Origin of the sequence: Candidatus Methanosphaera massiliense (assembly GCF_028890305.1) — an archaeon.
GTDB classification, from domain to species: domain Archaea; phylum Methanobacteriota; class Methanobacteria; order Methanobacteriales; family Methanobacteriaceae; genus Methanosphaera; species Methanosphaera massiliense.
This window is the reverse complement of the sequence record NZ_JARBXM010000001.1, coordinates 1,633,509-1,657,864: the sequence shown is the minus strand read 5'-3', so window position 1 is coordinate 1,657,864 and position 24,356 is coordinate 1,633,509. Positions and strand designations below refer to the sequence as shown.

The 24,356-nt window shown below is 29.2% G+C and carries 21 protein-coding genes; 13 read left to right on the top strand and 8 right to left on the bottom strand.

Features of this window, described 5'->3' with window-relative positions; translation table 11 throughout:
• Window positions 1–40 precede the first annotated feature (40 nt).
• Window positions 41–1,108 carry a coiled-coil domain-containing protein gene (locus OTK55_RS07960; protein ID WP_274871688.1) on the bottom strand — a complete coding sequence of 356 codons (1,068 nt, stop codon included), beginning with the start codon at window positions 1,106–1,108 and terminating at the stop codon, window positions 41–43.
• A 493-nt stretch (window positions 1,109–1,601) separates the two neighbouring features.
• Here OTK55_RS07960 and OTK55_RS07955 point away from each other — a divergent pair, with 493 nt between their 5' ends.
• Window positions 1,602–2,891, top strand: a complete 1,290-nt coding sequence (locus tag OTK55_RS07955) for an O-acetylhomoserine aminocarboxypropyltransferase/cysteine synthase family protein (protein WP_274871686.1) — start codon at window positions 1,602–1,604, stop codon at window positions 2,889–2,891.
• A 271-nt stretch (window positions 2,892–3,162) separates the two neighbouring features.
• On the top strand, window positions 3,163–4,635 hold the full coding sequence (metX, locus tag OTK55_RS07950) for a homoserine O-acetyltransferase MetX (RefSeq protein ID WP_274871684.1): 1,473 nt from the start codon (window positions 3,163–3,165) through the stop codon (window positions 4,633–4,635).
• 419 nt (window positions 4,636–5,054) lie between these two features.
• Here metX and fbp read toward each other — a convergent pair whose 3' ends face one another.
• Window positions 5,055–6,149, bottom strand: coding sequence for a fructose-1,6-bisphosphate aldolase/phosphatase (gene fbp / locus OTK55_RS07945; RefSeq protein WP_274871683.1), 1,095 nt, complete (start codon window positions 6,147–6,149; stop codon window positions 5,055–5,057).
• Between the two features lie 206 nt (window positions 6,150–6,355).
• Window positions 6,356–7,327 (bottom strand): isocitrate/isopropylmalate dehydrogenase family protein, encoded by a 972-nt coding sequence (locus tag OTK55_RS07940; protein WP_274871682.1) that lies wholly within the window; start codon window positions 7,325–7,327, stop codon window positions 6,356–6,358.
• A 149-nt stretch (window positions 7,328–7,476) separates the two neighbouring features.
• On the opposite strand from OTK55_RS07940, the gene OTK55_RS07935 reads away from it, so the two are divergent.
• The 9 genes from OTK55_RS07935 to npdG all read left to right on the top strand — a co-directional run bounded on the left by OTK55_RS07935 (window position 7,477) and on the right by npdG (window position 15,650).
• The gene (locus tag OTK55_RS07935; RefSeq protein ID WP_274871681.1) at window positions 7,477–8,046 is read left to right on the top strand and encodes a HEAT repeat domain-containing protein; all 570 of its coding nucleotides are present in this window, start codon (window positions 7,477–7,479) and stop codon (window positions 8,044–8,046) included.
• 201 nt (window positions 8,047–8,247) lie between these two features.
• Entirely contained in the window at window positions 8,248–9,198 is a 951-nt protein-coding gene (locus OTK55_RS07930; RefSeq protein ID WP_274871680.1) for a malate dehydrogenase, read from the top strand.
• A gap of 502 nt (window positions 9,199–9,700) precedes the next feature.
• Window positions 9,701–10,279, top strand: a complete 579-nt coding sequence (gene pdxT / locus OTK55_RS07925) for a pyridoxal 5'-phosphate synthase glutaminase subunit PdxT (RefSeq protein ID WP_274871679.1) — start codon at window positions 9,701–9,703, stop codon at window positions 10,277–10,279.
• Entirely contained in the window at window positions 10,267–11,184 is a 918-nt protein-coding gene (locus OTK55_RS07920; protein ID WP_274871678.1) for a class II glutamine amidotransferase, read from the top strand. Before pdxT ends, OTK55_RS07920 begins: the two co-directional genes overlap by 13 nt.
• A 16-nt stretch (window positions 11,185–11,200) precedes the next feature.
• Window positions 11,201–11,863, top strand: coding sequence for a GltB/FmdC/FwdC-like GXGXG domain-containing protein (locus tag OTK55_RS07915; protein WP_274871677.1), 663 nt, complete (start codon window positions 11,201–11,203; stop codon window positions 11,861–11,863).
• Between the two features lie 2 nt (window positions 11,864–11,865).
• The gene (locus OTK55_RS07910) at window positions 11,866–12,939 is read left to right on the top strand and encodes a Coenzyme F420 hydrogenase/dehydrogenase, beta subunit C-terminal domain (protein ID WP_274871676.1); all 1,074 of its coding nucleotides are present in this window, start codon (window positions 11,866–11,868) and stop codon (window positions 12,937–12,939) included.
• Window positions 12,939–14,417, top strand: coding sequence for a glutamate synthase-related protein (locus tag OTK55_RS07905; RefSeq protein ID WP_274871674.1), 1,479 nt, complete (start codon window positions 12,939–12,941; stop codon window positions 14,415–14,417). Before OTK55_RS07910 ends, OTK55_RS07905 begins: the two co-directional genes overlap by 1 nt.
• A gap of 11 nt (window positions 14,418–14,428) precedes the next feature.
• On the top strand, window positions 14,429–14,770 hold the full coding sequence (locus OTK55_RS07900; protein WP_274871673.1) for a P-II family nitrogen regulator: 342 nt from the start codon (window positions 14,429–14,431) through the stop codon (window positions 14,768–14,770).
• Between the two features lie 199 nt (window positions 14,771–14,969).
• On the top strand, window positions 14,970–15,650 hold the full coding sequence (npdG, locus tag OTK55_RS07895; RefSeq protein WP_274871672.1) for an NADPH-dependent F420 reductase: 681 nt from the start codon (window positions 14,970–14,972) through the stop codon (window positions 15,648–15,650).
• Between the two features lie 523 nt (window positions 15,651–16,173).
• Here the strand turns inward: npdG and OTK55_RS07890 are convergent.
• The 3 genes from OTK55_RS07890 to OTK55_RS07880 all read right to left on the bottom strand — a co-directional run bounded on the left by OTK55_RS07890 (window position 16,174) and on the right by OTK55_RS07880 (window position 19,307).
• Window positions 16,174–16,512 (bottom strand): P-II family nitrogen regulator, encoded by a 339-nt coding sequence (locus tag OTK55_RS07890; RefSeq protein WP_274871671.1) that lies wholly within the window; start codon window positions 16,510–16,512, stop codon window positions 16,174–16,176.
• Window positions 16,513–16,525: 13 nt separating this feature from the next.
• Window positions 16,526–17,764, bottom strand: coding sequence for an ammonium transporter (locus OTK55_RS07885; protein WP_274871670.1), 1,239 nt, complete (start codon window positions 17,762–17,764; stop codon window positions 16,526–16,528).
• A 394-nt stretch (window positions 17,765–18,158) separates the two neighbouring features.
• Complete coding sequence (locus tag OTK55_RS07880; protein WP_274871669.1) at window positions 18,159–19,307, bottom strand: pyridoxal-phosphate-dependent aminotransferase family protein; 1,149 nt, start codon at window positions 19,305–19,307, stop codon at window positions 18,159–18,161.
• Window positions 19,308–19,562: 255 nt separating this feature from the next.
• Between OTK55_RS07880 and OTK55_RS07875 the strand changes: the two genes are divergently transcribed.
• Window positions 19,563–20,288, top strand: a complete 726-nt coding sequence (locus OTK55_RS07875; protein WP_274871668.1) for a 6-hydroxymethylpterin diphosphokinase MptE-like protein — start codon at window positions 19,563–19,565, stop codon at window positions 20,286–20,288.
• Between the two features lie 449 nt (window positions 20,289–20,737).
• Here the strand turns inward: OTK55_RS07875 and OTK55_RS07870 are convergent, their stop codons facing one another.
• A complete protein-coding gene (locus tag OTK55_RS07870) occupies window positions 20,738–21,022 on the bottom strand; it encodes a hypothetical protein (protein ID WP_274871667.1) in 285 nt (94 codons plus the stop codon).
• A gap of 416 nt (window positions 21,023–21,438) precedes the next feature.
• Here OTK55_RS07870 and OTK55_RS07865 point away from each other — a divergent pair, with 416 nt between their 5' ends.
• Window positions 21,439–22,533, top strand: a complete 1,095-nt coding sequence (locus tag OTK55_RS07865) for an OBG GTPase family GTP-binding protein (protein ID WP_274871665.1) — start codon at window positions 21,439–21,441, stop codon at window positions 22,531–22,533.
• 343 nt (window positions 22,534–22,876) lie between these two features.
• Here OTK55_RS07865 and OTK55_RS07860 read toward each other — a convergent pair whose 3' ends face one another.
• Window positions 22,877–24,241 (bottom strand): carboxypeptidase-like regulatory domain-containing protein, encoded by a 1,365-nt coding sequence (locus OTK55_RS07860; protein ID WP_274871664.1) that lies wholly within the window; start codon window positions 24,239–24,241, stop codon window positions 22,877–22,879.
• Window positions 24,242–24,356 lie beyond the last annotated feature (115 nt).

Below are 24,356 nucleotides of genomic sequence, written 5' to 3'. Positions count from 1 at the left end.
AAAATAAGTAGTAAGAAAATGGGAATATGTGAAATTCTTTTTATTGATTATCCTCTTTTGGTGCGGATAATTCTTTTACTTCTGATGGAATACGATTTAGTATTCTATCAATTAAACTCATATTTTCTAGTTTTCCCATTGCATAGGAATATCTTTCAAGTTTTTTCAATGCTTCATTTAATTCAAATTGTTGTTTGTTAAGTACTTCCTGTGTATGTTCTCTTTTGTTAACTAATTTCTTATATTCTATTAATTGATTTTCATATTGTTCTTCTGTTACTTCTAGAGTTTGAGATATCTGATTATTATCCGTACGTAATTTTTTTCTTTCATTTTTTAATTCTTCAATCACTTCTTTGTTTGTTTTCTTATCTTCTTTAAGATTTACAAGTTCATCTTCTAGTAATTGATTTCTTTTATTGGTTTCATCTATGGCTTGTTGGAATAGTTCTTCTTTTTCATTTTTATTTTCACTATCTTTTATATAATTATTATTTTCCATTTTTAGTTGAATATTTTCCTGATTTAGCTTTTTATTTTCTTCTTGTAATGTTTTTTCTGTTTTTTTGTAGGTTTCAATGTTTGTTTCTAATTCCTTTATTTTATTTGTTAGATTTTCTGTTGTTGTTTTTTCTTGTATTTTATTTTCTTGTAGTTGGTTGTTATTCTTTGTTAATTGTTCTATTTCTTGTTTTTGATTGTTTATTGTTTCTTCTAGTTCTTTTATAGTAGTTTTGTTGGCAGTTAATTGGTTGTTTTGTTTGTCTATTGTTTCTTGGTATGTTGTTATATTGTTTTTTGTTTCTTTTTCTTGTTCTTTGAATTGTTGTATTTCTTGTTGAATTGCTGTATTGTTGTTTTTGTATTGTTGTATTTGTTTTTCATATTCTTTCTTATTATTTTCTAAGTTGTTTATTGTTTCTTTTAATTCTTCTGTGTTATCTTGATTGTTATTTACATTGTTTATATAATTTTCTAGTGCTACTTCAATTGCTTCTCCTGTTTTTTTGTATGTAGTTCCATATATTGATTCTATTTTTTCTAAAAATTGATTCCATGTTTTGTCTTTTACTTGTATACTTTTTCTTACTATTTTATCTTCTGTCATGTTATTCCCGTTATTTTCTTTGTTAATATATTTTTTGTTGAATGTTGTTTTTATTAATTGTTGCATTTAATGTTGAATGTTGTATTTGATTATTAGGTGTCTTTTTTCATAACGTTTATATACTACCTAAAATATAACTATTGTTATATCCTTAGAGGTAACGATTTGAATTTCATATAAATGGAAATAATGAATTATATTAGAAAAGCAAAGTATACTTAATATACCCCCTAAGTATACCATAAGATTATTACACAACAATCAAAACATGAATATAATTTATTTCCTATTAACAATATAGCAATATGAATTTAAAATTATAATATTAAACAAATAATAAGAAAGTGATTATTTTCAAATACAAATATATAAATATAGATAACAATCATGAAATAATGCGAATCTAATTATTGCATTAAAATCTTAAATTAAAAGAAAAATAAACATATAATCAGTACGAATAAATCAAAATTAATTATAAGGAAGTGTTAAATTGTCATACCAAATTAAGAATAAGAAAAATATAGCAACAATCGGATTACACGCAGGACAAGAAGATACTGATGAAACAGGTTCTAGAGCAGTACCTATATATCAGACAACATCTTATGTATTTAAAGATACAGAACAAGCTGCAAAAAGATTCGCATTACAAGAACCAGGAAACATATACAGTAGATTAACAAACCCAACAACTGAAGCATTCGAAAAAAGAATGGCTGCAATTGAAGGTGGAAGTGCAGCATATGCAACATCAGCAGGATTAGCTGCAATCTTTTACACTATTATCAACTTAACAAAAGTAGGAGATAATATTGTATCAGGAGATAACTTATATGGCGGAACCTTTGAATTATTTGAAAATACATTAAAAGATTTAGGAAGATCAGTTAAATTCGTAGATTCTCAATCACCAGATGAATTTGAAAAAGCAATAGATGAAAAAACAAGAGGAATATATGTAGAATCTATAGGAAACCCTAAATTAGATGTACCTGACTTTGACGTATTATCAGAAATAGCACACAGCCATGGAATACCACTTGTAGTAGATAACACAGTAGGTGTTGGAACAATAAGACCATTTGATCATGGAGCAGATATAATTGCCAGTTCCGCTACAAAATATATTGGAGGACATGGAACAACAATGGGCGGAATCATCATAGAAAAAGGTGACTTCCCATGGGACAATGGAAAATTCCCAGCACTAGTTGAACCAGATGAAACCTATAATGGATTATCATTTTACAAAGATGTAGGACCTGCAGCATTCACCACAAGAATAAGAGCAGTACTTGGAAGAGATACAGGTGCAATACCAAGCCCATTTGGATCATTCTTATTACTACAAGGACTAGAAACATTAGATTTAAGAATTAGAAAACATGGTGAAAATGCATTAGCAGTAGCAAAACACTTAGAACAACATCCAAAAGTAGCATGGGTAACTTACTCTGGATTAGAAAGTAGTCCAAACCACGAAATAGCATCAAAATATGTTGAAAAAGGTTATGGTGGAATAGTTTCCTTTGGATTAAAAGCAGGATATCAAGGTGCAATTGACTTTATTAACAATGTAGAATTATTATCCTTATTAGCAAATATTGGAGATGCTAAATCATTAATAATTCACCCAGCATCAACAACACACTCACAGTTAACTGAAGAACAACAAAGAGCTACTGGTGTAACACCAGATCTTATCAGATTTGCTGTAGGTATTGAAGATATCGAAGATATTATTGCTGATATTGATCAAGCATTAGAAAAAGTTAATTAAATACAATGAATATTATTATTAGAAGAATCATTTCTCTTCTAAATTTATATTTAAGAAAAAAAGATATGAATGAATCATTTCTCATTTATATTATATTTTGACCCTCACAATACTACATTATTTATTAAATTAAAGCCTGTTTTTAAATTCTAATTAAATTAATTATTAATTTTTTAAAAAATAATTAAATTTGGACTAAGAAACATAATAATAATTAAATGTATAAAAAAATAAATATATTTTTAATTACAATTGTTAAGGGAGAAAATCAATGTCATATGAGAAATCTTTAGGAACTGTAGATACACATTACTTTCATATGGATGAGGATTTAAAATTAGAAACTGGAGATATTTTAAAAAAGCCAACAATAGCCTATGAAACATACGGTGTTTTAAATAATGAAAAAAGCAATGTAATACTAGTATGTCATGCTTTAACAGGTGATGCACATGCTGCCGGATGGCATAATGGTGATAAAAAACCTGGTTGGTGGAATATAATAATAGGTCCGGGAAAACCCTTAGATACTAATAGATATTTCATAATATGCTCTAATGTTATAGGTAGTTGTAAAGGAACAACAGGGCCTTCTGATATAAATCCTGACACTGGTGATTATTATGGTCTTGATTTTCCTATAGTTACAATAACAGACATGGTACATGCACAGAAAAAACTAATTGATCATCTTGAAATACCTTACTTATATTGTGTAGTAGGTGGATCTATGGGTGGAATGCAAGTACTACAATGGACAATATCTTATCCAGACATAGTACGTAATGCAATAATGATAGCATCAGGTGCATATTCAACACCACAACAAATTGCATTCAATGCTGTTGAAAGACGTTCTATCATAGAAGATGTAAACTGGAATAATGGTGATTATTATCATACTGATAAAAGACCAGAACAAGGATTATCTGTTGCACGTATGATGGCTCATATAACTTATCTAAGTAATGAATCAATGTATGAAAAATTTGGTCGTAGGCTACAGGACAAAAATACATTTAGTTATGATTTTAGTAATGAATTTCAGGTAGAAAGTTATCTTGAACATCAAGGAGTTACATTCACGCAAAGATTTGATGCAAATAGTTATTTATATCTTACAAAAGCATTAGATTATTTTGATATAAGAAACAATAATTCATTAGAAGAAGCATTAAAACCAATAACAGCAAGAATGCTTATAATGTCAATAACTTCAGATTGGCTATATACACATGAACACATGGAAGATATAGTAATGGCACTCAGATCAAATAATGTAGATGTTAGTTATTCTAGATTAAATTCTGAATATGGACATGATGCTTTTCTAATTGAAAATGGACAAATGAATTACATAATCAGTAATTTCTTATCAAAAGCAAGGGTAAAAGATGTAATGTCTCATAAGGTTATAACATTAACTGATGGTGCTGATATTAAAGAAGCTGCCGAATTAATGATGACTTGTAATAAAACACATATTCCTATTGTAGATACTAATGAGAAAATTGTAGGACTTGTTACAGCATGGGATTTATCCAAGGCAATAGCTACTAATGCAGAAAATATTGAGGATATCATGACTAGAAATGTATATACTTGTCATGAAAATGATTCAATTTTTGATATTACTACTAAAATGAAGGAACATAATATATCTGGTTTACCAGTTATTGATGAAGAGGATAAAGTTATTGGTAGTATTACTACTGCTCATATATCTAATTTATTAGATAAATAGACTCTATTTCCTTTTTTTTTATTATTTTTTTTTTAAATGAAACAATTATCTTTTTTTATAGAACATTTGTTGGAATGTTGTATTATATTTGGAATGTTAGATTTTTATATATTCATTGTTGTATTCTTTTTTTAATATGTTGTATTTACAGTTGAAATGTTTCATTACTCTTTTTTATAATGTTTCATTTTCTTGAAAAATGTTGTATTGTAAACAAAAATGATGTAATTTTATAACTTAATTGTTGTATTTTTATTTTCATCAACTTTTTTATAGATGTAAAATAATCTTGTAAATTCTTTCTTATCATGTAAAATTAGTTATAATGGCTCTGATAAAAATGTTGTATTTTAAAAATTAGGAAAATTTTATTTGAAAATAGTTATTACTAAAAAAAGGAGGTTATATTGGATATGTACTTACATATCTTCGAATCTGCCTTCTAGTTTTTCAAGTACACCTGGAAGACTTGTGTATTCCATTTCATCTGCAGGTAATCTGTGAGGTTCAAATGGACCATGTCTTCTCATGTAGTTTGCTACTTTAGTAGCAGTTGTTCTTGCTTCATCAAATGCTGGATCTGCAAACATGTCTACAGGACCAACTAATTTAGCGTTTGATACTTGGAAACCAAGACCGATTACTCGTGGAGGTCCATCGAATCTTACAGGTCTTGCGTCTGCTTGTCCTACAGGCATTAAAGGTCCGTTGTGTGATCCTCTCATCCATCCACTTACTAAGTGTGGGAATGCAAATGGTTCAGTTGTTTCTCCAGCTGCTGGGAATCCGGATTGAGATCTTACTATTGCTACTGGGTCATCTTTACCTATGTATTTTCCTGCCATTAAGTTTAATCTGTCAGTACTTACTGCTGCAGCTATTTCACCATCGGAGTGTCTGAAGATTCTTTTTATTACGTATCTTCCAGTTGAACCGATTAATGCTAGTAAATCATACATTTCACTTGGGCATGACATTGTTACTTTCCTGTTTTCTATAACATCGTATACTTCAAAGTCAAATCCACCGTGTAATTTAGGGTCGATTACTAATCCTGCTGTATTAAATGGGTCTGCAAACATTCTAAATAGAGGTAAGTTAAATGCTCCTGGTTCTGTTTTATCACAACAATATGTGAATACAGGGTCTGCTCCTCTTTCTTCAAATTCTATTTCTGCACTTCCTGGTCCCATACCTTTTATGTTTCCACTAAAAGTGTCACTTAATAAATCTTGACCTGCACCGTATAATTTAAGACCTTTTGCAACTTCTGCTCCATCCATGAATGTATCAAATGCTAGTTTATGTACTTCTTCATTGTCTGGACCATTTGTGTGGGTCATAATCATATCTATGTCGTCACCACAATGGGTTATATAAAAGTCGGTTAATAGTCCTTCTTCTTTTGCTTTAGATAAATGTGCATTACATGTATCCATTAGTTTTTGGTGTGTTACTGCGTGTCCACCAACACTACCAATATCTGCTTTAATTATACTTACAGTTGTTTTCATGTTGTATTATACCTCCTAGGGTAAAACTTTATTGATATTAGCATTTTATCAAAATTATTAGTAGATGAGTTAATTTCTCGTCTATTATTTTCCTATTATTAATAAAATGATGAATAAACAAAATTTTTAATATTATATAATATTCTTTTATTTAATGTTTATAAATTTATTTATATTATTTTTTATTATAATTTGAATTTCAACAATTACATCTTATGTAGAATAGCATCAGCTACTTCTTGAGTTGTATTAGTTCCATTCATGTCAGGAGTTTTTATTTTATTTTCTAGTATTACATCGTCTACAGCTTTATGTAATAAATCTGCTTCTTCTTGTTTTCCTAAGAATTCAAGCATTAAACAACTAGATAATATCATTGCTGTAGGATTTGCTTTGTGTTGTCCTGCTATGTCTGGAGCTGAACCATGCACAGGCTCAAATAATCCATTATTATCTCCAATATTTGCTGATGGTATTAATCCTAAGCTACCTAGTAAACCTCCTCCTTCATCAGAGAGTATGTCTCCAAATAAATTTGTTGTAACTATAACATCAAATCTAGCAGGATCTGTTATTAAATACATAGCAGTTGCATCGATATAGTAATCATTACTATCTATATTAGGATATTCTTCACTTATTTTATAGAATGTGTTTTTGAATATTCCATCAGTTAATGGTAATACATTTGCTTTGTGAGCTGCTGTTACTCTTTTTTGTCCTGTTTTTTGTGCGTAGTTGAATGCGTATTTAATAATTCTTTCTGAACCCTTGTTTGTTATTTTTCTGAGAGCTATTACTTCATCACCCTTCTGTTCTTCTAGGTGTGAGTATAATCCTTCTGAATTTTCTCTTATTATTGTGAAGTTTATGTCTTGATTAGTATAGGAGTGTATTGGTCTTTGATTAACATATAAATCCAGTTTTTTTCGTAAGGTTACTATTGCACTTTTTTGTTCAGGAATTGAAGTTACTGCCCCAAAGAGTACACTATCACTTTCTTTACATTGTTGTATTGTGTCCTCAGGTAGATTGGTACCGTGTTTTTTATAACATTCTTTTCCAGCTTCTTTTTCGATAAATTCGAATTTCGTATTTAATGTTTCTAGTATGTCTATAGTAGGTTTCATTACTTCTTGTCCAATACCATCACCAGGTATTACTGTTATTTTGTACAATATTTTTTACTCCTTTATTTTTCTTTTATAGTATAATTATATAGGTTCTTATTAAGTATAGTTACTTATATTTATTAAACTAATATATCTATAAGGAAAAAGTTAAAACATAAATAAAATACTAGAATTAAATTTAATGAGGAGTAACAATGAGTGCAGAAGATGTAAGAAATGCAATAAAAGATCTTAATGATTTAGATGATTTTGTAAAATTAGAAGCTGAAAGTACAATTTCAACCAATATGCCTGATGAATTGGATATTTTACATGAAGAAGTTGTTAAACCATATTATCCTAAGTCTATTAAGTTAAGTCTTATCGATATTATTAAAAGTGTTAAAGACCCTAGTTCTATTGATGTTTTTGGTGAATTATTACATGACCAAAATAAATGGGTTAGAAGACAGTCAAGCTCAGCACTCTCTGAGTATGGAGATGATGCGGTAGATACTTTACTTAAATTAGTGGATGATGAAAATTGGAGAGCTCGCGGTGGAGCTGTATGGGCTTTAGCTAAAATTGCTAATAAAGATACTCTTGATGTCTTCATCAAAGCTTCTAAGGATGAAAGAAGTTTTGTTCGTTCAGGTGCTGTATTTGGCCTAGGTAATATTGGTGGAGATGAAGCACTTGACATTCTTAAAGAATTATCTGAGAATGATGAAAGTGGTTATGTAAGAGCTAATGCTTTAACTTTCATTGATAAATTAGAAAATTAGTTTAACCTTTTCTTTTTATATATTTTTTTATTTTATTATCTGTCTTTTTTCTTGTTTTTTTACTAATTTATTAAACATTGTTAACTGTTTTTTAAGGGTAACTTGTTATTTACAATTTTTCTTAGTAAGCTTTTATTAATAGAAAATACAAATATAATAATAAAATTTAATTAAAATAATTATGATTAGGATTTGATAATGATGGTAAAAGTTAGTATTATGGGAGCATCAGGAACAATAGGTAAAAATGTTGCTTTTACATTAGCTGAGGAAGATAGTATTGATGAAATAGTGATGTTCTCTAGGCCATCAAGTATCGAAAATGTTAAAGGAGAAATTCTTGATATTTATGATGCATTAGCTGTAGAGGATATTGATTCAGTATTAACACCATCAACAAATTATGAAGATTTAAAAGATTCAGCTATTGTATTAATAACGTCAGGTATACATAGAAAAGAAGGTATGTCTCGGCTTGATTTAGCAGTTCCTAATGCTAAGATTGTGAAAGATTATGCTGAGCAGATTGCTAAATATGCTCCAGATTCAATAATTTTAATAGTTACTAACCCTGTTGATGTCATGACTACTGTTGCTTTAGAAGCTTCTGGATTTGATAAAAGTCGTGTGATAGGTTTAGGTAACCACTTAGATTCTTTAAGATTAAAGACTATTCTTTCAAAACATTTCAATATTAATAGTGGTGAAATACATACAAGAGTTATTGGTGAACATGGAGATCATATGGTTCCTTTATTAAGTTCTACTACTATTGGTGGTATTTTATTAAAATATTTTGTAGAGAGTAGTGATTTAGATGTTCCTGGCTTGGTTACTAGATTAAAATCAGCAGGAAGTACTATTATTAGTAAAAAAGGTGCTACTGAATATGGACCTGCTCACGCTATAGCTAATTTAATTTCAACTATTGTTAATGATAGTCGTAAGATTTTAACTGTTAGTACTTATCTTGAGGGTGAAGTTGAAGGAGTTTATGATGTTTCTTTAGGTGTACCTGTTATTCTTTGTAGAAATGGTATTCAAGCGATTGTTCCTTTAAAAATGAATGATGATGAGCGTACTGAATTTTTTGATGCTGCTCGTACGGTTAAGAAGGTTACTTATAAAGTTAAAAAAGAGTTGGAGGAATAATCTATTTAGTTATTCTTTTTTCTTATTTATTTTCTGGTTTTTTAAGAGGTACTTTTATATATTGTACATTATTATTTTTTAAGCCATATTTTTTTATGTTGTTCATTTTTTTTCTATTTTTTTGTAAAATTTATTTTTTTTATTAAATTTATTGTAATAGTTTCTATATGTTCTTTACGTCATTTAAATATAAACTTAAACAATTTTCAATATATTTATATATATTAAAAACCAATATAATATTAAGTGTAATAATCATTATTTCATTAAAATAATACATTGATTTAATATAAAACTAATGATAGTTAACATGTTTAAAAAGAATGAATAAAACATGTTTTTTTACGGATTTAGTTGGTTTTTTAAATCATTTCATCAATAAATATGATTCTTATTATATATTCATGTTTGATTAATATGATGAAAAAATACAATTATAATGATTAATTATATGCAATACTTTATTTTTTTATTAGAAATTCATTATTAATTAGGTGATGACATGATAAAAATAGGAATTCTAGATTTACAAGGTGACGTTGAAGAACATCAAATAATAACAGAAAAAGCATTGAAAGAAATGGGGATTGATGGCTCAATAAAACTAGTAAATGTATTAGAAGATATTCAGGATTGTGATGGTCTAATAATCTCTGGTGGTGAAAGTTCAACTATTGGTTTACACTTAGAGAAAACGGGATTAATGAAATATCTTCAAACTTCAGGAATACCAATACTAGGAACATGTGCAGGATTAGTATTACTGTGTGATAAAACAGATAAAGAACAGCCACTACTTCATTTAATAGATGCAACTGTAGAAAGAAATGGTTTTGGAAGACAAAGATTATCATTTGAAACTGAAATCGAATTTACTGACAAAAAATATCATGGCATATTTATCAGAGCACCATATGTGAATAATATTGGCGATGATGTAGAAGTATTAAGTAAATATGATGATAAAATTATTGCAGTTAAACAAAATCAATATATTGGAATAGCTTTCCACCCTGAACTAACAGAAGATACATTAGTTCACAGGTTATTTATAGAGGAGGTGCTGAGATGTGTGGAATAGCAGGTGTAATTTATAAAGATAAAAAAACCCATAACGTTGGAGAATCACTAGCAGCGATGTTAAATTCCCTACAACACAGAGGTCCTGATTCTGCAGGCTTCGCAATTTACGGAGGATTAAATCTCCCCGAAAATCATTATCAATTAAATATAGAAGTTAAGGATAATTCAAAAGTGCTTGAAAATCTAAAGACATATTTAACTCAGTCAAGTCCAATAATAAGTGAAGAACTATTTCACTCTGTAGATGATTATAATATTTACAGATGCGAAATAGAACTTGATAACTACAATATGTTAAAACCATTAATCAGTAATTTAGATAAATTTGAAGATGTTCAAGTAATAAATGGTGCACATTCATTTGAAATGATAAAAGATGTGGGATTAGTAGAAGATATATCTAAAAGATTTGATTTACCATCAAGAAAAGGAACACATGGTATAGGACATACCAGATTTGCAACAGAAAGTGGTGTAGACAGATATCATGCACACCCATATCAAAGTTATATTATACCAGATATAACAGTAGTACATAATGGACAAATTACTAACTATTGGAAGATAAGAGATGTACTAGAAAGAAAAGGACATCATTTCGAAACAGATAATGATACAGAGTGTGTAGTACACTACATGGCTGATAAATTATCTGAAGGATACAAACTAGAAGAAGCATTAGAAAATGCAGTAGAAGATTTAGACGGACCATTCTCTTTACTAGTAGGAACTCCAAATGGTATAGGAATAGCAAAAGATAAATTAGGATTAAGACCAGGTGTAATGGCAGAAAATGATGATGTATTTGCAATAGCATCAGAGGAAATGGCATTACAGGATGTACTTGAAACAGATCATGTAGAACAAATAGCTCCTGGAGAAACAAGATCATACACAATATAAAAAAGGAGTAATATTTATGACTGAATATGTTATTGAAGCTAAAGATATGGATGAAAAAGAATTAAACAGATCCATAAAAGAACATGCAGCAGATTATGATAAAATAATCATAAACAACCCACAGTCCAAACATAACATAGCTGCAGGTCTTATGGAGGATGTTGAAATCGAAATAAATGGATCCGTAGGATACTTTGTAGGAACAATGGTTGATGGAGCAAAAATCCACATAACTAAAAATGCTGGATGGTTTGCCGGAGATAACATGACTACTGGTGAAATAATCATTGAAGGTGGATCTGGTGATGGTGCAGGTCAGGGAATCTATGGTGGAACCGTTGTAGTAAGAGGTGACACAGGTTCAAGAACCGGTGAAATCATGAAAGGTGGAACTGTTATCATAGGAGGTAACAGTGGTTACATGACTGGATTATTAATGATGGGTGGAAAACTCATTGTTCTAGGGGATGTAACAGATGACGCTGGTGAATCTATAATGAGAGGAACCATCTACGTATTAGGTAATGTAAAAAGTCTAGGAAAAGATGCAGTAATGGAAAAAACAACATTAGATGATCAAAAAGACTTAAAACAAATACTAACCAAATATGGATTTGAATTAACAGATATTGATTATACAAACTTCAAAAAAATAACTAAATCTAACGGAGGTAAATAAACATGGTAAATAAAACAGTAGCATTAGTAGGAACACCATGTGAAATAATGGCAGCATCTAAAATCCAACATTTCACAGAATCTCCAATAGAATTTAAAATAGGACTATTTTGTATGGAAAACTTTTCCTACTCATATTTCCAAGCATTATTATTAGAATATGATTTAACAATGGAAGAAATTGAGAAATTCAGAATAGAAAAAGGATACGCATTCATGTTCCTAAAAAATGGACAAAAAATGAAAATTCCTTTATCTGTAGCAAAGAAGGTTGTAAGAAAAAATTGTAATATTTGTGTAGAATTAACATCTGAAACATCAGATATCTCTGTAGGATCAATAGGTTCTGATAAAGGATGGTCAACTGTTATTATTAGAACAGATGCAGGACTAAAAGTAATAAATGATGCAATAGAACACGGATATATTGAAGCAAAAGATCTAACATCAACACAATTAAATCTATTAAATAAAATTGCTGGAAATAAAATAAAAAGAAACTTTGAAAATATAGATACCAGAGAATTCAAAGCAAGACCAGTATTATATCAGAGAGAAATATCTGATAAAACAATATTTAGAGAAATATCATCAGCTAACTTTGCTGACCTAAAAGGTAATGTAATTGATGTTGGGGCATGTGTATTATGTGGTGCATGTGAATACATTTGTCCAGAAAACATAATCACAATAGCTGATTCAAAACCAAGAAAAAGAGGAAAATGTCCAGAAGATTGTCATGCATGTTTTGCTGTATGTCCAAGAACATTCATTCCAACAAATTTAAGAAATGATAATTCTAATAATCTTGGTGACTACCAGAAAATAGTAACAGTAAGATCAGCAAAGAATTATCATGGTCAGGATGGTGGAGTAGTAACTTCAATACTAGACTACCTTATAACATATCAAATAGTTACTGGAGCACTTGTAGTTGATACAAAAGAGGATTCACCATGGAAACCAGTAGCTAAAATAACTGATGATATAGATGAAATTTTAAAAGCATCAGGAACAAAATATGCTGTTTGTCCTGTGTTTAAACCATTAAAAGATTATACTGAGGATGTGATATAATGTCTTTTAATGTAAATAGAAGATCTGAGATTTGTAAACAAAATAATGATAGGCCGGGTTGTTGTTGGTATTTATGTGACAATCCTAAAAAATCATTATGTAAAAATTGTTATAGTTGTTATTCTAATTGTCCTCATGGTGTATATGAGGTAATTAATGATGAACCTCAACCAGTTCATCAGGAAAACTGTGTTGGATGTAAAATATGTGAAGAAATGTGTCCAACTCAAGCTATATATGTAACTCCACTTCCTGATGAAGGTAGGGGAATATGGTCAAGTCAGACAATGTTAGAAATAAAACGTAAAACACAAACTGGTAAAGATAAAATCAGGGGATGTGGAGCAACACGTAAATTACCATCATTTGATGATTTAAGTATATTACCAGCACAGGTTTCAAGACCACCAATAGATTCATACAGGGAACCATGTAAAACAGAAGTAGTATTAGGAGATCGTTTTGCAGAAAATCCTATAAAAATAAACACTCCTATAATGATTGGTGCTATGTCATTTGGAGCAATTAGTAAAGAAGCAAAAATTGCAATAGCTAGAGGTTCAAGTATTGTAGGTACAATCACCAATACAGGTGAAGGTGGAATGTTACCAGAAGAACGTCATTTTGCTGATAAATTAATAGCACAATATGCATCTGGTAGATTTGGAGTATCTGCAAACTACCTTAACAATGCTGAAGCAGTAGAAATAAAAATTGGTCAAGGTGCAAAAGCTGGTATGGGAGGACACTTACTAGGTAAAAAAGTAACAGCTGAAGTAGCTAAAATCAGAAATATTCCAGAAGGTTCTGACGCATTAAGTCCAGCTAGACACATGGATATTGTAGGACCAGAAGATTTAGGAATGAAAATTGATCAATTACGTGAAATTACTGACTGGAAAATACCTATCATAGTTAAATTTACTTCTGGTAGAGTAGAACAAGATGTTAAAATTGCTGCAAAAGCAGGAGCAGATATTATAGTAATCGATGGTATGCAAGGTGGAACAGGTGCAGCACCAGAAATCATTACAGAACATGCAGGAATACCTACAATAGAAGCAATTAGAAAAGCAGACATTGCTCTTAAAGATATTAATTTAAGATCTGAAGTAAGTCTTGTTGCAGCAGGTGGTATAAGATCAGGTGCAGATGTAGCTAAAGCTATAGCATTAGGTGCAGATGCTACATATATAGGTACTGCAGCTTTAGTAGCAATAGGATGTAAAGTATGTCGTGGATGTAGTCTAGGTAAATGTCCTAAAGGAATAGCTACACAGGATAGGGTATTAAGAAGAAGATTAGATCCTGTACGTGGAGGAAATGCTGTTGCTAATTACATTAATGCTATGACTAAAGAAGCTGAAATGTTAGCACAACAAGCTGGTCACACCGATCTACAAAAATTAGAATTTGCTGATTTAATAGCATTAACAATGGAAGCTTCCGAAATAACAGATGTACCATTAGTTAGATAGAGGTGAGTAGTATGGTTAAAAAAATAGAAGCAATTATTAGACAGGAAAAATTAGAAGTTGTTAAAGATAATCTTGAAAAAATTGGATGTAATGGTTTAACAGTTTCAGAGGTTAAAGGTAGAGGAGAACAATTAGGTATAATTGAGAAATATAGGGGTACTGAATACAAAGTTGATTTAATTCCAAAAATTAAATTAGAAATAGTAACAACTGATGATGAAGTAGATAACATTGCTGAAACAATAAGGAATAGTGCTTTCACTGGTAAAATGGGTGATGGTAAAATCTTTATTTCTAATGTAGAGGAAGTTATTCGTATTCGTACTGGTGAAAAAGGTATTGATGCAATTTAATTCCTTTTCTTTTTTTTATTTTTAGTTATTTTTCTAGTTTTTTTTATTATTTATTTTACATAATTTTATATATTATTATACATAGAATTAATAGTAATTATTAATCATTATAAATTATGATTGTAATTAGTCTCACTTCCAAAGAAAAAAAAACGTAATATGAAAATTATTCAAGTAAAAATACCAAGAGGTTTTTAATATGAGAATAGCAATAATTGGTGGAACCGGTTCACAAGGATTAAATATTGGAAAAAGACTTGCAATTGCTGGTGAAGATATAATTATAGGATCAAGAAAAGAAGAAAAAGCTCTTACTAAAGTAGAAGAATCTCTAGAATTATTAAAAGATTATGATGACATTAAAATGGAAGGAATGTCTAATGAAGATGCCGCACAAGCTGGAGATTTACTAATATTAACAGTACCATTGGCAGCACAAAAACCAACCTTACAATCAATAAAAGATTATGTTGGAGATAAAATATTAGTAGATGCAACAGTACCATTAGAAACAGCTATTGGTGGATCACCAGCAAGATTTATAGATTTAATGGAAGGATCAGCTGCAGAAAGAACAGCTAAAATACTTAAAAAGACAGATGTTAAAGTTGTAGCTGCATTTAACAATGTAAGTAATTCCTTATTAGCTAATATACCAGAACCAATTGACTGTGATTGTCTATTAGCTGGTAATGATAATGAAGCTAAACAAGTTGTAAAAGAAATAATTGAAAAAATACCTGGAATCGACTGTATAGATTGTGGTAAACTAGAAAAAGCTAGAATGATTGAGAAGATCACACCATTATTAATAGGTTTAAACATAAAATATAAATCACAATTTGGTGGAATAAGAATAACAGGTATTCCTAAAAAATAAGTTGATATAACTTTCATTAAATTTATTTTTTCTTTTTTTTATTAGTATTTTCTATTTATTTGATAAACTAATTTTCTGGTACTAATTATACTAATTTCTTTAAAAATCCTAGATTAACTTATAATTTAATTATACTAATTTTTAAATAATCGTTAATTAAAATAATTGTACACTAATTAACTTTAAGAATTATTAGACATACTGTTAAAATAAACATAGTATTGCTATTGTTCTAATTAATGAATTGAATAGTCTATATCATAAAAAATAAAAAAGAATAAGATAAAAACGGGGGGATAATTTCTTTATTGAGATATTATTCATCTATTAGGAAAAAATTGGGATTTATATTGGTTTAAAAAAAAGGATTATGAGGAGATTCCTTCTTTTATTTATATTAATTCTTATATTGGATAAAGGAGAGGAAGAGTTTAAAAACTCTTCCACGAGGATTTTCCTATTAGTTAAATAAATTATTAATTCTCATTATACTTTTATGTATGATGGAATAAAGAAAGGGGGCTTACACTGCATCGTCCCCCCTTTCTCCAGTTCTTATTCTGATTACATTTTCCACGTTTTTAACAAATATTTTACCATCACCGATGTTTCCTGTTCTAGCTGCTTCGGTGATTGCATTTGCTACTGTTTCTACTGCATCATCAGATACGACTGATGTGACTTTTACTTTAGGTAAGAGATCTATTCTGTAACTGGTACCTCTGTAATTTTCTTCAATACCTAGTTGTTCACCTCTACCTTTTACTTCTGTGATTGTGATACCTTTACAACCTACTTTTTCTAATGCAGTTTTTACTGCATCTAATCGTTCACTTCTAATAATTGCGGTAATTTCTTTCATTCTATCACAATCCTTATATTCTGTAACCTAATTCTTCGTGTTCGTTTGCATCTAAACCTTCGATTTCAGTTTGTTCATCTACTCTTATACCCATGGTTTTATCGAGTACTTGAGCAATTATGTATGTTACTATAAATGCATATACTGCTACTGCAACAATACTTATTATTTGTATACCTAATTGACTAGGGTTACCGTATAATAATCCTGTTGCTCCGTTAATAGCTGGTGCTGCGAATACACCAGTTAAGATTGCTCCCCATGTACCGGACATACCGTGTACACCGAATGCGTCTAATGCATCGTCGTAACCGAGTTTTGGTTTTAAGTATGATATTGCGAAGTATGATACAAATACTGTTGTAGCTCCTATTACGATTGAAGCTGGTACATCTACGAAACCTGCTGCAGGTGTGATTGCTACTAATCCTGCTACTGCACCAGTTATTGCACCGAGTATTGTTGGTTTTCCAGTTTTCCAGATATCTACTAGGATCCATACAATCATTGCTGTAGCTGTTGCAGTGTTTGTTGTAATGAATGCGTTTGCTGCTAATCCGTTTGCTCCGAGAGCTGATCCAGCGTTGAATCCAAACCATCCAAACCATAATAGTGCTGCACCTATTACGGAATAACCGAGATGGTGAGGTAATAGACGTCTGTCTTTTCTTGGTCCAAGTACTAATATTAATGCGAGTGCTGATATACCTGAGTTAAGGTGTACTACTGCACCTCCTGCGAAGTCTAAAGCTCCTAGTTGGTATAACCAACCTCCACCCCATACCCAGTGGGCAATTGGGACGTATACTAGTGTTACCCATAATGCTACAAAAACAATCCATGCTTTTGCTTTCATTCTACCTACTACTGCACCTGAAATTAATGCAACTGTAATTGCTGCGAATGTTGCTTGGAATACAACATATAATAATTCAGGTATTGTTGAATCTGGATGAATCATTTCTAATGAGATTCCAGATAGGAAAAAGTTCGTTGGTGCTCCTATGAATCCACCAATTGTTGCTCCAAATGTAAATTGATAACCATATATTACCCAGATTAGACATGCAACTGCATATCCTACTAGAGATAAGAACATTGTGTTAAGAACATTTTTCTTTTTGCTCATACCTCCATAAAATAGTGCTAGACCCGGTAAGGTCATAATCATAACTAATGCCGTTGACATTAGAATCCAGGCAGTGTCACCTGTATTTAGTAACGATTCTGCTACCACTGTAAAATCCTCCATTTAATGTAAATTTATTTAATTTAATAATATACGGTCATGCTTTCTATTTCGTTTCTATATTTCTTCTTAATTGTTTTTTCATATAGTGATTTCATTTTTTTTAATTCAATCGGAAGTAGGAAATACATTTCCGTTACTAATAGTTTAACTTACATAGTATATAAAGGTTATGTTTTTCCCACTAACAAAAATCGATAAAAATACAATAAAAAATATGAACAATACTAAAAAAAATCAGAAATAATTGTAACTTTTAAAATAATAATAAGATATAATATAAATTTTCTAATAACCAGAAAATTAATGAAGTTTATCAAAGTAAAATTAAATAATTATTAATTATAATTTAACAAAAAAAAGTTGAGAGAAATAAAAACTCTCGAAGAAAAAAATATTAGTTTTTAAGGAAAGCATCTTCTACAGCTGCTACTCCAGCTCCGCTTTCAAACTCGATTCCTAATTCTTTCAAGGTCATTTCTAGACAAGTAATGGTTGCTGCAATTTCTGGTAAACCAGTAATACCCATGTTACCTATTCTGAAAATTTTACCTTTTAAGTGATCTTGTCCACCAGCTAACTCTATGTTATATTTGTTTCTCATAGTTCCACGAAGTTGGTCATCAGTTACTCCTTCAGGTAAGTACATAGCAGTTAAAGTGTTAGAACGGTCGCCTTCACGTGCAAATAATTTTAAACCTAATGCTTCTGCTGCTGAACGAACAGCTATTGCACCAGTATGATGACGTTGTATACGGTTTTCTAATCCTTCTTCAAGAACCATTGTTAATGCTTCACGCATAGCATATGTTAATGATACACTAGGTGTGTATGGTGTTTGTGCAGGAGATTTATTTCCGCTTTTTCTCATAGCTTTTAAATCTAAGTAATATGTACTTGAATCTACACTATCAATTACTTTCCATGCATCATCATTTAATGTTATTGCTGCCATGCCTGGTGGTGCTGCTATACATTTTTGTGCACCAGTAAGACAAATATCTAATCCATATTTATCTACATCTACATAATCTCCACCTAATGAAGATACTGTATCAACTACAAATAATGTGTCATAATCTTTCATTATTTTTCCTACTTCTTTAATAGGATTTACTACAGCAGTTGAACTTTCATTGTGTATTAAGGTTAATGCTTTTGCATCATCATTTTCTTCCATTACTCTTTTTATCTCTGCTGGATCTACTGCTTGACCCCAAGGTACCTCTATAGGTATTGATTCTCCACCGAATACCTCTGTGAGTTGTTGTAATCTTTCACCGAATTTACCACTAACAACATTTATTACTTTATCGCCTTTTTCTATGATGTTAGCGATAGAAGCTTCCATTGCTGAAGTTCCGGATCCTGTGATTAAATAGGATTCGTTATCTGTTTTGAATACTTCAGACATCATTGCTGTTGTTTCTTCTAAAATTTCTCCATAAACTGGTCCTCTGTGGTTTACTATTGGCCTTGACATTGCTTCTAGTACTCTTTTAGGAACAGTTGTTGGTCCTGGAATCATTAATAAAGTATCATCCATTGGGAATATTCCTCCAAAAAATTATTTTTTAATAAACGTTTATTTAATTTATAATAAGATTGTCTAAAAAGTCGTCTTGAATATATAATAAAATAGTATTTATAAAATTCTTGAAAATTATCTAACCTTATTATATTTATATTTATGTACGTCATTCTTTTTAATATGTAGTATAGGAGAATTTAGTAGTTATAAACTTAATTAATTACTTTTTATAAAAATTATAAGTATAACTAATTTATTTGTTGTGATTTTATGACAAGAGTATATAATGATTGGGATGAATGGTATCCTATTATTTGTGATGATTTTGGTTTTGATAAATCTTCAGATGAGAAATCAGCTGGACTACTTAATGATAAAATTAGAAAAAAAGGTAAATTTAATATAGGTAATCTACATCTACCTAATCAATGTATTGTTTTTGGAGCAGGACCTTCAATAAAAAAACATATAGCTCTTATTAAAAATAAGGTTAATATCAAAGACTATTGTTTAATTGCTGCTGATGGTGCAACTACTGCACTCCTTGAGGAAGATATTATTCCAACAATAATTGTAACAGATCTTGATGGAAGTATTGATAGTATAGTAGAAGCAAACCAAAAGGGATCAATATTATATGTGCATGCGCATGGTGATAATATTGAGAAAATAAACCAATATGTACCACTGCTAAAAAATATAATTCCTACATCACAGTCAGAGGCACATGATTTACTTGAAAATTATGGTGGTTTTACTGATGGTGATAGGGCAGTACATATAGCAACATATGGTCTTAATATGAATAAAATAATTCTTGCAGGAATGGATTTTGGTGAAATTATAACAAAATATTCAAGACCTGAAATAAATAATATGCTAGTTCATGCTGATGATATTAAGAAAAAAAAGTTAGCATATGCTGAAAAATTAATTGAAAATTTAAAAAAAAATAATCCTCAACTTATAATAATTAATATATTAAATTATAAGTGAGGTCCTTTACACTTTAATTAGAAATGTTTTTTAGATATTACTTTTCTGAGATATGAATTTTTTCTATTATAAATAATATTGTTAATTATAATATAGTAATAGTTTTTTAAAACTACTTATTAAAATATACGCTATTTTTATTAATTATTACTTTAAATTTATTAAAAAGATTTATAATTTCTCATATTCTTCGCGTAATTATCTATGAAAAAAAGTATATTTATAAAGTAAATCAAATAAAAAGAAAACAAAACTGTGAAAGGTTATAATAAGTGAAATGCTTGTTATAAGAAATCACAAGTTTTAATTATATGTTCTGTGGGTACAATTATATATATGTAAAAAGACTCTTTTATATAATTACCCTATTTTTACTTAAATTTTCTTTATTATTACAAAAATTGTTTGAAATGTATTAATGTAATTAGAATTAATATTTCCACAGTTATTTATTGAAACACTTCTTCACGTGGAATATATTCACATAAGTGTAATTCCTTATTTTCAATATCAGTAGTGAATATTAATATTTTATCATTAATATCTATCCATTTATAATTCTGTAATGGTTTACTAAATGTATTAAATATTCGTCTATGATTCTGTAATACATCAGCGTAATTTTTCATTTCATCTATTTTTCTAATTAAAATAGTATATTCTTTTAAATTAGATTTTTTTAAATCCTCTAATTGTTCCTCTAATTCCTTTTCCATTGTAATAGTATATACCATATGATTCTCCCCTTTATCATGATAATATATATTGTTTAAAAAATACAGTTATATTTCTCATAAATTAAAAAAATTTAACTAAAATATATAAATATTATAAATATTATAATATTTTAAAATATTTATTGAAATTTAATTCAAAAAAAATTCTTTATCCTATACAATTGTCTATTAATTGAAGTATAAATATTTTGTGAAGTTAATAAAATAATTAATAAAGAATAAAAACAAATATAAATATATATTAATTTTATGAATACTAATTTTTATCTTAAATTAATAAAATACTTATTAAGACAATAATCACTAAGATAAGATACTATACATCTTAGATGAGCATTGATAAAAGATTAATTCAAAAAAAAAATTCATAGAAAATAAAACTATGAATAAGAAAAAACTTATAGTGTGAGAATATGTCAGCAGAGGATAGAATAAAAGAGATAGAGGAAGAAATAAAACATACTCAGAAAAACAAGGCAACATCACACCATATAGGTAAATTAAAAGCTCAAATAGCACAATTAAAAGAGAAAATAGAAAAACGTAACAGTTCAAGTACTAAAGGTGAAGGATTCCTTGTTAGAAAAAGTGGAGATTCAACAGCAGTATTACTTGGATTTCCATCAGTTGGAAAATCAACCATATTAAACTACTTAACAAATGCAAACTCTAAAGTAGGAGCATATGAATTCACAACACTGGATATAGTTCCGGGAATAATGAGGTATGAAGATGCTAAAATACAAATATTAGATATACCAGGAATCATTAAAGGAGCATCTAAAGGTAAAGGAAAAGGTAGAGAAATTCTATCTGCTACACGTAATGCAGATTTAATAATCATGGTTTTAGATGTATTTCAGCCAGAACACATGGATGTAATACTTGAAGAAGTTAGAAATATTGGTGTAAGACCGAACGAGAAAAAACCAAATGTAAAGGTATCTCCTAAGAAAAGAGGTGGATTAAACATAATATCCACAGTGGAACAAACACATATTGATGAAAAAACAATACATTCCATACTAAGTGAATACGGAATACATAGTGCAGATGTTGTACTAAGAGAGGATGTAACAATTGACAGATTCATCGATGCATTAGAACCAAACAGAGCATACATTCCAATGACAATTGTGGTTAACAAAATAGATTTAGCTACTGATGAACAATTAGCACAATTAAGAAAAAAATTACCAAATGCATTGTTTGTATCAGCAGATGATGGTATAAAGATGGAAGAATTAAAGGAAAGAATATTTGTGGACTTAGATTTAATTCGTTTATATCTTAAACCTCAGGGAAAAAAGGCTGATATGGAAGAACCATTAATTATCCGTAGAGGTTCAACAGTAGAAGATGTTGCAAGAAAATTACATAGGGATTTTGTAAAGAACTTTAAATATGCTAAGGTATGGGGAGATTCTGTAAAGTTCCCTGGACAAAAAGTCGGACTTGACCATGAGTTAATGGATCATGATATAGTAAGAATAATTATCAAAAAATAGTAATATTACTGTGTGGAAGCATGTTTTAAATTAATTTTAATGTTTTTAATGTAAAATTTACCATATTAGTAAAATTATTTATATCCTAGAAAGACTAAATATTTAATTGTACCCACAAAACAATATATTTTAAATTGTGAACATATAATTTCTATATAATAAAATTATATAGTCACATTTGATTTTTTTTTATAACATATTATTTTTATTAAATGCACTACTTTTCATGTAAACTATTTATAAAATTATTATTCAAAAAAAGACTATTTTTATCGTGTTTTAAGATTATATTCTCTAAAATAAGGATACTAATCAAATACAATTAAAAAAAAAGAGAAAAGGATTATTTAGCTATGATTTTCTTCCAAGGTCTTACATATACAGAAGATAAAAGTCCAGTAGAAGAACTATTAGCAACTATCTTAGCAGAAGTATAGACTAAATTCATAAAGCCGATATTACCATAACTACTCTCAATAGTTGAAGGAGCTTCTCTATTTTCTGCAATATAACTACTAACTTTTTCAACAATATCCATATAATCATCAAATGGAATAAGTTCTACTTCCGTAATACTCTCACTTGAAACCTTAGGAGTTTTAGCTCTTCCAGATACAACTATGCCTGTATTGTTATCACCAATATTTTTAATAGTATTAGTTAAAACACTTAATAAACTACCAATAGTAATTTTTTCCTTGTTGATAGCTATTTTACCAGGTAATCTTTTATTGATTTCAATCCATTTGCATAATCTGTAACTAGCATTTTGAATATCCTGGATACTTAATTCAATATCCTTAGTTTTATCAATGTATAACTTAACATCAACAGAAGCAGGATCACAATCCATATTTCCACCAAATAAAACAGTCACGTCGTATGAATCATTATTTAAATTAGAAAAATCAGCTTCCTCTGAAAATACACCATCAACAGCTTTTCCACGTAGGAAAGTTTTCTTATTTATTTTCATTACAACTTTACCACTAACAGGTTCACCATTTTCATCGGTTACCGTAAATTCAACTCTCTTCTTTGCACCTTTTTTTACAGTAAAATCTTTTAAATCAATTTTAGAATCCATTTTATTAGCCCTTAAAAATTTTTTATCTTGTTTAACAAATAATTTTACACTTGTACTTGAGGGATTACATTTTTTATTACCAGCAAATAATACAGTCATATTATATGCCTTATTTCGTAAATTTGAGAAATCAATTTTTTCTGAAAACAGACCATTAACAACATGTCCCATGATAAATGTCTTATCATTTAGTTTAACTGTTACTTTACCTGATACGGGATTATTATCCATATCTTTTACTTTGAATGCCATATTTTCAAGTCGATCAGGTCTAACATTAAGATCATTGATAATAATCTTAGAGTTTAATTTACCATTGTCTCCATATCTGGAAGTACTTTTATCAATATATAATATTGCATCAGCTTTAGATGCATTACACGTATCATTTCCAGCAAATATAACAGTCATTTCATATGAATCATTTCCAAAATCAGAAAAGTCACATTCCTTTGAAAACAGACCATCAACAACTTTTCCAGTTAGAAATGTTTTTTGATTAAATTTTATCACTGTTTTTCCATTTATGTTATTATTGTTTTCGTCTGTAACTGTAAAGTGGATTGTTCCAGTTCTGCCTTGTTTTACAGTCATATCCTCTAGATTTATTATTGATTTCATTTTATCCCTCTTTATTATTAGAAGTCAATAAATTAATTAAAGTAATCTATATTTATACTATATGTATTTTTATTTTAATAAGAGTATGGTCTAAATATTGAATAAATATTAAAAA

Coding starts and splice junctions, on each gene's coding strand:
- OTK55_RS07960 (WP_274871688.1), bottom strand. CDS start 1,108: ATGACAGAAGATAAAATAGTAAGAAAAAGTATACAAGTAAAAGACAAA.
- metX (WP_274871684.1), top strand. CDS start 3,163: ATGTCATATGAGAAATCTTTAGGAACTGTAGATACACATTACTTTCAT.
- fbp (WP_274871683.1), bottom strand. CDS start 6,149: ATGAAAACAACTGTAAGTATAATTAAAGCAGATATTGGTAGTGTTGGT.
- OTK55_RS07935 (WP_274871681.1), top strand. CDS start 7,477: ATGAGTGCAGAAGATGTAAGAAATGCAATAAAAGATCTTAATGATTTA.
- OTK55_RS07930 (WP_274871680.1), top strand. CDS start 8,248: ATGGTAAAAGTTAGTATTATGGGAGCATCAGGAACAATAGGTAAAAAT.
- pdxT (WP_274871679.1), top strand. CDS start 9,701: ATGATAAAAATAGGAATTCTAGATTTACAAGGTGACGTTGAAGAACAT.
- OTK55_RS07920 (WP_274871678.1), top strand. CDS start 10,267: ATGTGTGGAATAGCAGGTGTAATTTATAAAGATAAAAAAACCCATAAC.
- OTK55_RS07915 (WP_274871677.1), top strand. CDS start 11,201: ATGACTGAATATGTTATTGAAGCTAAAGATATGGATGAAAAAGAATTA.
- OTK55_RS07910 (WP_274871676.1), top strand. CDS start 11,866: ATGGTAAATAAAACAGTAGCATTAGTAGGAACACCATGTGAAATAATG.
- OTK55_RS07905 (WP_274871674.1), top strand. CDS start 12,939: ATGTCTTTTAATGTAAATAGAAGATCTGAGATTTGTAAACAAAATAAT.
- OTK55_RS07900 (WP_274871673.1), top strand. CDS start 14,429: ATGGTTAAAAAAATAGAAGCAATTATTAGACAGGAAAAATTAGAAGTT.
- npdG (WP_274871672.1), top strand. CDS start 14,970: ATGAGAATAGCAATAATTGGTGGAACCGGTTCACAAGGATTAAATATT.
- OTK55_RS07890 (WP_274871671.1), bottom strand. CDS start 16,512: ATGAAAGAAATTACCGCAATTATTAGAAGTGAACGATTAGATGCAGTA.
- OTK55_RS07885 (WP_274871670.1), bottom strand. CDS start 17,764: ATGGAGGATTTTACAGTGGTAGCAGAATCGTTACTAAATACAGGTGAC.
- OTK55_RS07880 (WP_274871669.1), bottom strand. CDS start 19,307: ATGGATGATACTTTATTAATGATTCCAGGACCAACAACTGTTCCTAAA.
- OTK55_RS07875 (WP_274871668.1), top strand. CDS start 19,563: ATGACAAGAGTATATAATGATTGGGATGAATGGTATCCTATTATTTGT.
- OTK55_RS07870 (WP_274871667.1), bottom strand. CDS start 21,022: ATGGTATATACTATTACAATGGAAAAGGAATTAGAGGAACAATTAGAG.
- OTK55_RS07865 (WP_274871665.1), top strand. CDS start 21,439: ATGTCAGCAGAGGATAGAATAAAAGAGATAGAGGAAGAAATAAAACAT.
- OTK55_RS07860 (WP_274871664.1), bottom strand. CDS start 24,241: ATGAAATCAATAATAAATCTAGAGGATATGACTGTAAAACAAGGCAGA.